The sequence below is a fragment of the Enterococcus sp. DIV0840 genome (assembly GCF_050527835.1).
In the GTDB taxonomy this organism is placed as follows: Bacteria; Bacillota; Bacilli; order Lactobacillales; family Enterococcaceae; genus Enterococcus_L; species Enterococcus_L ureasiticus.
Map to the genome: position 1 here is coordinate 2,390,917 of NZ_CP172876.1, position 12,739 is coordinate 2,403,655.

General features: G+C 37.3%; 7 protein-coding genes, 1 pseudogene and 1 other annotated feature. Of the genes and pseudogenes, 2 read left to right on the forward strand and 6 right to left on the reverse strand.

Translation table 11 applies throughout. The features are described from left to right. Positions 1 to 19: 19 nt before the first annotated feature. Positions 20 to 1,426: pseudogene (gene tyrP, locus IGL98_RS11375) on the reverse strand (tyrosine-tyramine antiporter). 383 nt (positions 1,427 to 1,809) lie between these two features. Beyond that, positions 1,810 to 2,012 (forward strand) — a binding site (T-box leader). A 52-nt stretch (positions 2,013 to 2,064) separates the two neighbouring features. On the opposite strand from tyrP, the gene tyrS reads away from it, so the two are divergent. Further along, entirely contained in the window at positions 2,065 to 3,333 is a 1,269-nt protein-coding gene (tyrS, locus tag IGL98_RS11380; RefSeq protein ID WP_206843331.1) for a tyrosine--tRNA ligase, read from the forward strand. A 435-nt stretch (positions 3,334 to 3,768) separates the two neighbouring features. Beyond that, a complete protein-coding gene (locus IGL98_RS11385) occupies positions 3,769 to 4,083 on the forward strand; it encodes a YerC/YecD family TrpR-related protein (RefSeq protein WP_206843330.1) in 315 nt (104 codons plus the stop codon). 84 nt (positions 4,084 to 4,167) lie between these two features. Here IGL98_RS11385 and lpdA read toward each other — a convergent pair whose 3' ends face one another. The 5 genes from lpdA to mgtA all read right to left on the reverse strand — a co-directional run bounded on the left by lpdA (position 4,168) and on the right by mgtA (position 12,645). Next, the gene (gene lpdA / locus IGL98_RS11390; RefSeq protein WP_206911456.1) at positions 4,168 to 5,574 is read right to left on the reverse strand and encodes a dihydrolipoyl dehydrogenase; all 1,407 of its coding nucleotides are present in this window, start codon (positions 5,572 to 5,574) and stop codon (positions 4,168 to 4,170) included. A 7-nt stretch (positions 5,575 to 5,581) separates the two neighbouring features. Then, on the reverse strand, positions 5,582 to 7,228 hold the full coding sequence (locus IGL98_RS11395) for a dihydrolipoyllysine-residue acetyltransferase (RefSeq protein WP_206911455.1): 1,647 nt from the start codon (positions 7,226 to 7,228) through the stop codon (positions 5,582 to 5,584). A 139-nt stretch (positions 7,229 to 7,367) separates the two neighbouring features. Further along, complete coding sequence (locus IGL98_RS11400) at positions 7,368 to 8,345, reverse strand: alpha-ketoacid dehydrogenase subunit beta (protein WP_069646661.1); 978 nt, start codon at positions 8,343 to 8,345, stop codon at positions 7,368 to 7,370. A gap of 2 nt (positions 8,346 to 8,347) precedes the next feature. Beyond that, a complete protein-coding gene (gene pdhA / locus IGL98_RS11405) occupies positions 8,348 to 9,463 on the reverse strand; it encodes a pyruvate dehydrogenase (acetyl-transferring) E1 component subunit alpha (RefSeq protein WP_025869280.1) in 1,116 nt (371 codons plus the stop codon). A gap of 569 nt (positions 9,464 to 10,032) precedes the next feature. Next, the gene (mgtA, locus tag IGL98_RS11410; protein ID WP_206843328.1) at positions 10,033 to 12,645 is read right to left on the reverse strand and encodes a magnesium-translocating P-type ATPase; all 2,613 of its coding nucleotides are present in this window, start codon (positions 12,643 to 12,645) and stop codon (positions 10,033 to 10,035) included. Positions 12,646 to 12,739: the final 94 nt, after the last annotated feature.

The following is a 12,739-nucleotide window of genomic DNA, read 5'->3' on the forward strand; positions in this document are numbered from 1 at the left end:
TATTTTTTATCGTTATTTCTTATTTATCTGTTTTCTTCCATTCTGGTTTCTTTTTCTTATAAATGATCAATGCAATACCGATCATAATAACAGTTGCTGCCACTTGGAAAATAATATATGCTACATGCCCACTTTGAGGAACAGAGGTTGGCGGAATCAAGCTGACTAGAATTGTAACAACCACACTAACGATCGCTAAAACAGAGACAAACCACATCAAGCCATTGCCTTTACTTCCTAATCTAAATGGACGTTTCACATTCGGCATACTGTAACGCAACTTAATCGCTGAAAGTGAAATCAATAGATACACTACACAATAAAGAATCGTCGTTGTGATCGTGATGATTAAAAATGCTGCACTGATATCTGGCACAACAACATATAAGAATGACACTAGTGAAATAACAATCGCTTGGATCATAACAAAAACAATTGGAATTCCTTTTGCGTTACGTTTTTGGAAGAATGGTGGTAAGTTCCCTTCTTCTGCTACTTTGATCATTGATTTACTTGGACCTAAAACCCAAGCACTCAATTGAACTAAAACACCGATTAAAATCATCAAGGAAATAATATGATTGAAAATTGCTGGAATTCCTAAATCTTGTGTCATGATCACAAATGGTTAAGTGATATTAGCAAGTTCCATTTTTCCAGCTGGCACACTATCTGCCACACTCAAACCAGCTGCTAAGTTGTATACAACTAATAGTAAAACAGAAGCAATCACAGCGATTGGATAATTACGTTTTGGATTATCGATATTGTTTGCATGGACAGATGAAATTTCTACTCCAGCAAAAATGAAGATAATTCCTGTTAATGTCGGTAAGCTACCTAAATCGCTAAAATCAGGTAATAACTTGCTCGCTTCAAAATGACCTAAATAACTATCTTGGTTGATCCCATGTTTAGCCATGTACATCATGCCTAAAATAACTAATGCCACAAAAGGAATATAAACACCGATCACAGCGCCCCAGTCACCTGCAATTTTTACCATGTCAAATTTCAAATTCAGCAATGTAATGCCCCAATAAGAAACCAATATCATGATAAAAATGAATAAATTATTGTGTCCTAAATCTGGGCGATCGATCACATAACCTAGTAATACTCCTACGGTTGAAGCAACCATCACCATTCCGAAAAACATTTGTACCCATAATAACCATGAAGTAACGAAACCCCATTTTTCTCCAAAAGCATTACGTACCCACACTTGAGGGCCGCCTTCTTCTGGCCAGCCAGTTGATAACTCAGCTGAAATCAAAGCAATTGGTAAAGCAAAGCAGCATGCTGCGATCAACATATAAAAAATTTGTGCCCATCCTGTTGATGCTAATGTTGGAACACTACGAACCGTTCCAAAAAAGGCCATGGTAATTCCAATTAATCCAAATAATGATAATTTCTTATTCATGTTTCTATTTGACCTCCTGATTAAATTTATTTTTTGTTTCCCACATGTGAAATCACTCCCAAAGTATAGGTAGCTTTAAGCCTCAGGTCAAAAAGAGCAGAATTAAAAAAAAGGCCGTTATTTAACATTTATCTACTCTATACAGCGCGTCAGCGCTCCACTGCACTAAAGCTTTTGTGTGAAAAAAATAACATAAAACATCTAATTGTAAAAAGGTCGTTCGCAATTGTTAGAAATTATATTTGTCTTTATATACTTTCAAAAAAACCTAGATTAAACAAAAATCGAGTTATATGAGAAATACCTCATTTAAAAATAATAAAAGGAAAAAAGAAGTATTTGACAAGTTGGCTTATTTGTCGTAGAATTGCTACAAAATAACATATCAAACTTTAATAAAGCGAAGTAGCAAGAATGTCCCTATTTCAGAGAGTCAACATTTAGTGCGAGTTGGCATATACATTTTTTGTGAATTACACTTTTAGTTTCCTACCGTAAGTAGGCGTCTATCTACGATACAGATTTGAGAGGTATATGATTTTTCATATACAATTTGGGTGGTAACACGGCGGAGTTCGTCCCATAGGCTAATAGCCTATGGGACGTTTTTTATTTTATTTAGGAAAGGAAGAAGAAACATGACAAACATTATTGATGAATTAGAATGGCGCGGCGCCATCAACCAACAAACAGATAGCGAAGGTTTACGTGAATACGTTGAAACTGAAAGCATTTCACTATATTGCGGTGTTGACCCTACAGGAGATAGCATGCATATCGGGCACTTGATTCCTTTTATGATGCTAAAAAGATTCCAGGCTTTCGGACACCATCCATTTATTTTGATCGGTGGCGCAACGGGAACGATTGGAGATCCAAGTGGACGCACGACAGAACGTCAATTGCAAACAATGGAAACTGTTCAACACAATGTTGATTCTTTAACAAGACAAATGGAAAAACTATTTGCTGTAGATACTGACAACACATTAACACTCGTAAATAACTACGACTGGACACACAACCTTACTCTTTTAGATTTTCTAAGAGATTACGGTAAATTCTTCAACATCAATACAATGCTTGCCAAAGATATCGTAGCAAGCCGTTTAGAAACAGGGATTTCGTTTACAGAATTTACGTACCAAATCCTACAATCAATGGACTTTTTACACTTATTCCAAAACAATAATGTTCGCATGCAAATTGGTGGAGCAGATCAATGGGGCAATATTACAGCGGGGCTAGACTTGATTCGTAAAAAAGAAGGCGCTGATGCAAAAGCCTTTGGTTTAACAATTCCATTAATGCTAAAAGCAGATGGAACAAAATTTGGTAAAACAGCTGGCGGCGCCGTTTGGCTTGATCCAGAAAAAACAACACCTTACGAGTTCTACCAATTCTGGGTAAACCAAGACGACCGTGACGTAATCAAATACTTGAAATTCTTTACTTTCTTAACAAAAGAAGAAATCGATGCCTTAGAAGTCAAAGTCCAAACAGAACCACATTTACGTGAAGCGCAACGCGTATTAGCTGCCGAAATGACAAAATTTGTTCATAGTGAAGCTGATTTAAATGATGCACTAGCCATTTCAGAAGCATTATTCTCAGGTAATGTAAAGAATCTAACTTCTAAACAAATTGAAGAAGGCTTTAAAAACATGCCTACTATTGAAACAGAAACACTTGATCAAACTCTTGTAGACTGGTTGATCGAACTAGGAATCGAACCTTCTAAACGCCAAGCGAGAGAAGATATCACAAATGGTGCAATTTCAATCAATGGTGACCGTATTAAAGAATTGGACTTTGTCGTTACAGCAGAGCACAGCTTTGACGGAAAATTCATTATTGTGAGAAAAGGTAAAAAACAATACACTTTAGTGAAATTAATTTCTAAGTAAACAAGAATGACGCTACTTTTAAAAGGTGAAGCAAAACTAATTTAGTTTTGCTTCACCTTTCTTTGTTTGATTTTTTACACGTATCCATTCAATTTACTGGACAAAATACAAAAAAGTTTTATAATAAAAAATGCTTGCTAAGAAGTATATAGTGATTAAAAGAACCATTATCGCTATGTATTATCTAGCTTCGTGGGCTTGCTCTTCGGAAAAAAGATAAAATCTGATTGTGGAAAAAAACGCCACTCTCATATTTGCCTATTTTTCAGTCTGAGCTGAACGAGCCCATTAGGCTTTTATATTATCTAGCTTCGCGGACTAACTCCTCGAAAAAAAGATAAAAATAGAATGTGACAAAGAGCGTCACAGTCAATTTTTCCTATTTTTCATTCAGAGTTAAACGAGTCCGCTACGCTTTTAAATTAGGAGGAACTTATGAAAATCGATAAGATACAAGACGGTCACGGTGATGAGTTTTTCCGTTCTCTGTTAGCTCTGGAAACATTGGAAGATTGTTATAATTATTTTGATGACTTGATGACACTAAAAGAACTAGATTCAATGATCCAACGATTTGAGGTCGCAAAGTTGTTAGTCCTAAATAAAACCTATACTGATATTGCTGAAGCCACTGGCAGCAGCACTACAACGATTTCTAGAGTTAAAAGAATTATAGATGAAGGAAACGGCGGATTGCTTGAAATGGTTCATAGAATCGATGAACAAGATGATAGAGATCTCCATCGATAAAAAGAGTTATTTTTTGAATTTTTAAATAAAACAAAAGACCGAGCTTGGCTAGCTCGGTCTTTCTTTGTGTGACAAATATGCTATTTAAATATGAATTGGCAAACCTAAAGCCAACTCAGAAGCATCCATAGTAATTTCCCCTAAAGATGGGTGTGGATGGATCGTTAATGCTATATCTTCAGCATTCATGCCAGATTCAACCGCTAATGATAATTCAGAAATCATATCACTTGCGCCAACTCCGCCGATTTGTGCTCCGATAATTACATTGTCTTCGTTTGTTGTTACCAAACGTACGAATCCTTCAGTTTTACCTAAAGAAATAGCACGGCCGTTACCAGCGAATGGGAATTTGTAAGCAGTTGCTTCTAATTCCGCTTCTTTGGCCTCAGCAATTGTCATACCAACACTTGCTAATTCTGGATCAGTAAAGGCTACAGCAGGCATTGCTTTGTAGTCTACTTCTACTTTTTTACCAGAAATTGCTTCTGCTGCAATTTTAGCTTCGTAGCTTGCTTTATGAGCAAGAGCAGCACCTGGTACGATATCACCAATAGCGAAGATGTTTGATACGTTTGTTCTACCTTGTTTGTCAACTTTAACTAAACCACGTTCGCCAACTTCAACACCGGCTTGTTCTAAACCAAGATCATCCGTGTTTGGACGACGTCCAACTGTTACCATTACATAGTCAGCAGTGACTGATTCTTCTTTGCCGTCTACTTCATATTTTACAGTTACGCTGTCGCCGTTGTCGATTGCTTCTTTAGCCATCGCTTTGGTTACAACTGTTACATTTTTCTTCTTGAAGTCATCTGTAACTAGTTTAACCATGTCTTTTTCATAAGTTGGTAAGATTGAAGGGCTACCTTCTAAAATCGTTACTTCAGAACCAAGGTTCGCATATGCTCCGCCTAATTCTGCACCGATAACACCGCCACCGATGATAACAAATTTCTTAGGTACTTCTTTCAAGTTCAAACCACCTGTTGAATCTAAAACACGTCCGCCAAATTTAAATCCAGGGATTTCGATTGGACGAGAACCTGTTGCTACGATTGCATTATTGAATGAGTAAGTTTGAGCTGAATCCGGATGAATAACACGTAATGTGTTTTCATCAACGAAGAAAGCTTCTCCTTCAATAATTTCGATTTTATGTTTTTTAAGAAGGAAACCAACACCACTTGTCAAAGTATTAACAACTTTGTTGTCTTTCCATTCTTGTGTTTTTGTAAAGTCTAACTCAACATCTTTAGCTGTTACACCAAACATAGTTGAATCTAATGATTCTTGATAGTGATGTCCAGCTGCGATCAATGCTTTAGAAGGAATACATCCAACGTTCAAACATACACCGCCGATAAACTCACGTTCAATGATCGCAACTTTTTGACCCATTTCAGCAGCACGAATTGCTGCAACATATCCTCCAGGGCCTGAACCAATTACGACTGTATCTAATTCAATGGCGAAATCTCCTACTACCATGTGATAATCATCCTTCCATTAATAATAATTCTGGATCAGCTAATAAACGCTTGATGTTGTTCATTGCTTTTTGAGCAGTCGCGCCATCAACGATACGGTGGTCAAAACTCATTGAAAGTTTCATGACACGTCCAACAACGATTTCACCGTCTGCATTTACAACAGGTTGTGTAGCGATTGTACCAACACCTAAAATTGCAACTTCAGGGTAGTTGATAACTGGTGTAAACCAGCCGCCGCCAACTGAACCAATATTACTGATTGTGATAGAGCCATCACGCATATCCGCACCAGTTAATTTGCCTTCAATTGCAAGAGCTGCTTTTTCGTTGATTTCATCAGCGATCGCAAACATGCTCTTAGTGTTCGCATTTTTAACGTTTGGTACATATAAACCATGATCAGTATCTGTTGCGATACCAATGTTATAGTAGTTTTTATAAACGATTTCTTGTGCTGCGTCATCAATTGATGCATTCAAGATTGGGAATTTTTGAACTGTTGCAGTTAACGCTTTAACAACATATGGTAAGAATGTTAATTTTGTACCATTTGCTGCTGCAACATCTTTAAATTTCTTACGGTGATCCCATAATTTAGATACTTCAACTTCGTCATGCAATGTAACGTGAGGTGCAGTGTGTTTACTGTTAACCATCGCTTTAGCAATTGCTTTACGAGTTGGTGTCATTTTCTCACGAGTTTCCGCTTTACCTAAATCAGAAACAAAAGGTTTAGCAGGAGCTTTTGGCGCTGCTGTTTCAGTCGTAGCTGTTGCTTGTGGAGTTGCTGCAGTTTGTTCAGCTTGTGCTGGCGCTGCTGCTTGTCCGCCACCTGAGATAAAGCTTTCAATATCTGATTTTGTGACACGTCCGCCTTTTCCAGTTGGTGCAATTTGTGTAATATCAACATCTTTTTCACGAGCAAATTGACGTACTGATGGCATAGCCAAAACACGTTTATTTGGATCAGCAGCTGCTACTACACCTGTTGATGCTGCAGGTGCTGGTGCTGCTTGTTCTGTTTGAGCAGGAGCACTTGCTACTGGAGCTGAACTTGGTGCAGCGTTATGCCCTGGTGCATCGATTTCGATCAATACATCCCCAACATTTGCTACTGTACCTTCTGGAACAACGATGTTTTTAACTGTACCTGTAACTGGTGAAGGAATTTCTTCAACAGATTTGTCGTTTTGAACTTCCAATAAAGTATCATCTTCATTGATTGTATCGCCTGATTTAACGAACCATTTTACGATTTCGCCTTCTGCAATACCTTCACCGATATCTGGTAATTTAAATTGGAAAACGCCGCCGCCATTGTCCGCTGCTGGTGCTTCTGGAACTGCTGCTGGTTGTGCAGGTGTTTGTTCTTGAGCTGGAGCGGCTGTAGGTGCTGCATCATTTTCAGGATGTCCTGGTGCATCGATTTCGATCAATACATCTCCAACATTTGCTACTGTGCCTTCAGGTACTACGATTGATTTAACTGTTCCTGTAACTGGAGATGGAATCTCTTCTACAGATTTATCGTTTTGAACTTCTAATAGTGTATCGTCTTCATTGATGGTGTCTCCTGCTTTAACGAACCATTTTACGATTTCGCCTTCTGCAATACCTTCACCAATATCTGGTAATTTAAACTGATAAGCCATTTTTTAGTCTTCCCTTTCTTTTACGTCTAACTTCACAAGATAACCTTGGCAACAATAAGTCCAAACTTTCTCATGATAAAAAATCAGTGAAAGTTCAGTCTTATTGCTCAAGGTTCAGTTATTCTGCTCGACTATTTAATTAAAATTCTGCGATTTCTCTAGCTTTCGCTTCGATATCTTTAGCATTTGGCAACCAAATGTTTTCTGCTTGTCCAAATGGGAAGATTGTATCTGGAGCAGATACACGGCCAATTGGCGCTTCTAATGATAATACTGCACGTTCAGAAATTTCAGAAACAACCATAGCACCAACGCCTGCTTGTTTTTGAGCTTCTTGAACAACGACTACGCGACCAGTTTTTTCAACTGATTTAATGATTGTTTCAACATCTAAAGGAGCTACAGTACGTAAGTCAATGATTTCAACAGAAATGTTGTCTTTCGCTAAGTTGTCAGCAGCTTTGATTGCTTCACGAACCATTGCACCGTAAGTGATGATAGAAACATCTGTACCCTCACGAGTAACAGCTGCTTTATCTAAAGGCACTTCATAAGACTCATCCGGCACTTCCTCACGGAATGAACGGTATAGTTTCATGTGCTCTAGGTAAACAACAGGGTCATTGCTTCTTATTGCAGAAATCAATAGTCCTTTTGCATCATATGGATTTGATGGGATAACAACACGGATACCAGGGGATTGAGCAATCAAACCTTCTAAGTTATCTGAGTGAAGTTCTGGTGTATGCACACCACCACCAAAAGGCGCACGAACAGTAATAGGCATATTACGTGTTCCACCCATACGGTAACGAGTACGAGCCATTTGACCTACGATTTCATCAAATACTTCAAATACGAATCCAAAGAATTGGATTTCAGGAACTGGACGGTAGCCTTCTAACGCTAAACCGAAAGCTAAACCACCGATTCCAGATTCTGCTAAAGGAGTATCGAAGACACGGTCTTCGCCAAATTTTTCTTGTAAGCCTTCAGTTGCACGGAAAACTCCGCCGTTTTTACCAACGTCTTCACCGAATACTAATACATTTTCGTCTTTCTCTATTTCAAGAGCTAAGGCATCTGTAATTGCTTGGATCATTGTTTTTTGTGCCATGATTATTTCGACTCCTTCGCTTCGTAGAATGCAATTTGTTCTTTAATGTTTTGAGGTTGAACTTCAAACATATTTTTCAAGAAATCAGATACTTTTTGTTTTGGAACTTTATCTGCTTCTGCAATTGCTACTTTGATTTCTTCTTTTGTTTTTTCGATTACTTCGTTTTCTTTTTCTTCAGACCATAAGCCTTTGTCTTCTAGATATTTACGGAAACGAACTAATGGATCTTTTTGTACCCATTCGTCATCCATGTCTTTTGAACGGTAACGAGTTGGATCGTCACCTGATAATGTATGTGGACCATAACGGTAAGTTAACGTTTCAATCAATACAGGGCCGTTTCCGTTTGCAGACCATTCGCGTGCTTCTTTTGCAATTGCATACACTGCTAATGGGTCCATTCCGTCAACGACGATACCTGGAATTCCTGCTGCTACAGCTTTTTGTGCTAATGTTTTAGCTGCTGTTTGTTTTTCACGTGGTGTTGAAATCGCAAAACCATTGTTTTGGATGATAAACACGCCGTTTGCATGATAAGCACCTGCAAAGTTGATTGCTTCATAGAAATCACCTTGTGAAGAACCGCCATCACCTGTATAAGTGAAGACAACGTTTTTCTTTCCGCGTTTTTTCATTCCTAAAGCAACACCAGCTGCTTGAATGTATTGCGCACCAATAATGATTTGTGGTGGTAGAGCATTTAATTCTGGTGCGTAGTGGTTACCTGCTACATGTCCACGAGACCAAAGAAAAGCTTCTGTTAATGGTAAGCCGTGTTGAACTAATTGAGGTACATCACGGTAACCTGGTAATAGGTAATCTTCTTTTTCCATAGCAAATTGACTTGCTAATTGGCTTGCTTCTTGTCCAGCTGTTGGTGCGAAGAAGCCTAGACGACCTTGACGGTTCAAAGCAGTTGAGCGTTGGTCTAATACACGTGACCAAACCATACGAGTCATTAATTCTACTAATTCGTCATCTGATAAATCCGGTACAGCATCTTCATTTACGATTTTCCCATCTTTATCTAAAATTTGAAATGTTGGGAAATCAGCGTCGACTTTTTCCATAAGTGCTTTAAAGTCAATAGGTTTTTGTTTCTTTGCTTTTGCCATTTTGTCACACAATCCTCTCTGTTACGTTTCTTTTTTTCGTAAAAAATAAAACAGCGTTAAAAACTGTATTACTTTTTATCGACTACACTTACAAATTATCACTAAACAGATAAAAGAGCAAGTAAAAAGTGAGCATTTCTTTAAATTTGATTAAAATACCCGAAACCTTTCGTATCAAAGGTTAGTGATTAAAATCACAAACAAGAAACCGTTTTACAAAAAGCCTCCACAATCGTATCTTTTGACAATCATCTGTTATAGTCCCTATGATCATTGTTATGCTACAGCAGATTCACAAGTTAGAAATTCTTTGCTAAAAATTGAACAGACTTTTTTCGAATACAAGAAAAAGAACAAAGACAAAAATTTTGCATTTTGCCTTTGTTCTCTAAAAAACGAATATTAATAATCAAAAAATAACTTTTCTCCACTCTTTCCGAATAACAGATTCAACTAAAAAGAAATTTTTCGTTATTTCTTCTAAATAATCGTTTTTGAAAAAATGGACCAACTATTTAATTTCATCAAATCGTCTATCGAATAAAAATTCGAAATCTTCTTTTTCTAAATCAAATCCACTCTTTTGTGATATGAATATAAAGTCGTTTCGCAACTTCTACTGTAATTAAATATAGTACAATGATCAAAATGAACCAGCCCCAATAATTAGCTGGAAGTTTCACAAAGTCGAAAACCTCCCGAATTGGTGTCAAGACAATCAATAATCCTAAAACGACTGCTCCTAAACTGGAAAGAATTACAGCTGGTGATGCAATACTTTGAATAAATGGTAATTTTCTAGTCCGAACCATTTGAACAACTAAGGTTTGACTAACTAAGCCAACCACAAACCAACCTGTTTGGAACAAATGTTGACTGCCAATCGTATTAGCGCTGAAGACAAACCACATCACGAGATAAGTCATAATATCAAAGATACTACTTACCGGTCCAATGCATAAGGTAAATTTCATCAAGCCATTTGTTTCCCAACGAACAGGTTTTAATAAATCTTCTTCATCCACATTATCCCAAGGAATGGCCAATTGCGCGATATCATAAATCAAGTTTTGAATCAATAATTGAATCGAAAGCATTGGTAGGAATGGTAAAAAAGCACTTGCGATCAGTATTGAGAAAACATTCCCAAAGTTAGAACTGATCGTGATTTTAATATACTTCATCATATTACTAAAAACTTTTCGACCTTCGATCACACCATCTTCTAGAACATTCAAGCTTTTTTCTAGTAAAATGATTGAGCTGGCATCTTTTGTAATATCAGCCGCTGTATCAACGGAAATTCCAACATCTGCTTTACGAAGGGCTGGTGCATCATTGATTCCATCTCCCATGAAACCAACTGTGTGACCATTTCCTTGCAGTGTTTCAATGATTCGAGACTTTTGCATCGGATTCAATTTAGCAAATAAATTAGTTTTTTCGACTTCTTCTTTCATTTGTTCATCAGACATATTATCGATATCAGATCCAAGTACAACATGTGACACTTCTATTCCTACATCGCTACAAACTTTTTTAGCAACAATATCATTATCACCAGTTAAAACTTTTACATTAACACCATGTTGATGTAACGACTTGATTGCGGTGATTGCTGATTTTTTTGCTGGATCCAAAAAGCCCATAAAACCGATCAGCGTCATTCCTTGTTCATCTTCCACACTATAAATGGCTTCGTTGTGAACATCTTTTTTAACGGCAACTGCTAAAGCTCGCATACCTTGTTCATTCATCCGAATATTGACTTCACGCATTCTTTTTTGCAATTCGGGTGTTAATGGTACGATTTCGCCATTGATTTCAGCATGTGTACAAACGGCTTCCATCTCTTCAACGGCACCTTTAGTGATCATAAATTGATGACCATCTGCATTGACGACCACAGTTAAACGACGACGGGAAAAGTCAAACGGAATTTCATCTAATTTTGTCACCGAATGATACGGGCTTTGATTGTGATTTTCTTCGTAAAAATTGATCACAGCAATATCCATTAAATTTTTCCAGCCTGTTTGATAATGAGAATTCAAAAAAGCCATATCTAGAACTTGATCATTGACTTCACCTAATGGATCCAGATGTTGTACTAAAACGACTCTATCTTCTGTAATCGTTCCTGTTTTATCTGTACACAGAATATCCATACTACCTAAATTTTGAATAGAAGGTAATTCTTTTACGATCACCTTATGTTTGGATAAACTTAATGCACCTTTCGCCAAGTTACTGGTTACGATCATCGGAAGCATTTCAGGCGTTAAGCCAACTGCCACAGCAATCGCAAAGAAAAACGCTTCGCCCCATTCGCCTTTCGTGATACCATTGATCAAAAATACGATTGGAAAAAGAATCATAACCATTCTTAGTAGAAATTTACTGACTTTTGTTAAACCAATATCAAAAGAGGTTTTTCCGCGTTGTGTTGTCGCATTTTTGGCAATATCTCCGAAGAACGTATTTTGTCCAGTCTTCAAGATAATCGCTTTTCCTTGCCCACTCAATACATCGGTTCCCATAAAAATCAAATCCTGCATATCTAAAGCAGAAACAGATTCAGAATTTTTATCAATACCCGCATCAACAAATTTTTCTACTGGCATTGATTCACCAGTCAAAGAAGATTGGTTGATAAATAGATCCTTTGTCCAAATCAGCACAGCATCCGCTGGGATCATATCACCTGTGGCAAGCGTTACAATATCTCCTGGGACAACTTCGTCCATTGGAATTTCTTTCGTTTGCCCCCCACGTGTTACTGCTGTTGTATTTTCGATGAGTTCTTTTAGATTTAAACTTGCTTTTTGGGAACGATACTCTTGAATAAAGGCAATAATAACACTAGCTAAAATCATGATTCCCATTACAAGTGCTGCTTCAAAATCTTTTGTTGCAGCTGAAACGACCATCAATAAAGCTAATACATAAACAAATGGATCTTTAAATGCTTCTAAAAACATAATAATTGCTGGTGTTGGTTTTTGTGCGGACACTTCATTTGGTCCATACTCTTCTAAACGATTTTTGGCATCTTCTTCGGATAACCCCTTTTCTGAGGTACGAAGTTCCATCATCAATTCACGTTCAGATAACATTGCTAATTTTCTTAATTCTTGGTCTTTTGTTGTTTTCTTGATATCGGCTATTTTTTTGTTCATCATTATCTTTTCCTCCTTTTGCTTCATCCAATATAGAAGGGGAAAGAATTATTATTTCAATTCCATCGTTTCTAAGATGAAGGGGACATTTAGTTTA

Bases quoted from the DNA above. Each gene is read 5' to 3' on its own strand.
- IGL98_RS11400 (WP_069646661.1), bottom strand. From the start codon at position 8,345: ATGGCACAAAAAACAATGATCCAAGCAATTACAGATGCCTTAGCTCTT.
- mgtA (WP_206843328.1), bottom strand. From the start codon at position 12,645: ATGATGAACAAAAAAATAGCCGATATCAAGAAAACAACAAAAGACCAA.
- IGL98_RS11385 (WP_206843330.1), top strand. From the start codon at position 3,769: ATGAAAATCGATAAGATACAAGACGGTCACGGTGATGAGTTTTTCCGT.
- IGL98_RS11395 (WP_206911455.1), bottom strand. From the start codon at position 7,228: ATGGCTTATCAGTTTAAATTACCAGATATTGGTGAAGGTATTGCAGAA.
- tyrS (WP_206843331.1), top strand. From the start codon at position 2,065: ATGACAAACATTATTGATGAATTAGAATGGCGCGGCGCCATCAACCAA.
- pdhA (WP_025869280.1), bottom strand. From the start codon at position 9,463: ATGGCAAAAGCAAAGAAACAAAAACCTATTGACTTTAAAGCACTTATG.
- lpdA (WP_206911456.1), bottom strand. From the start codon at position 5,574: ATGGTAGTAGGAGATTTCGCCATTGAATTAGATACAGTCGTAATTGGT.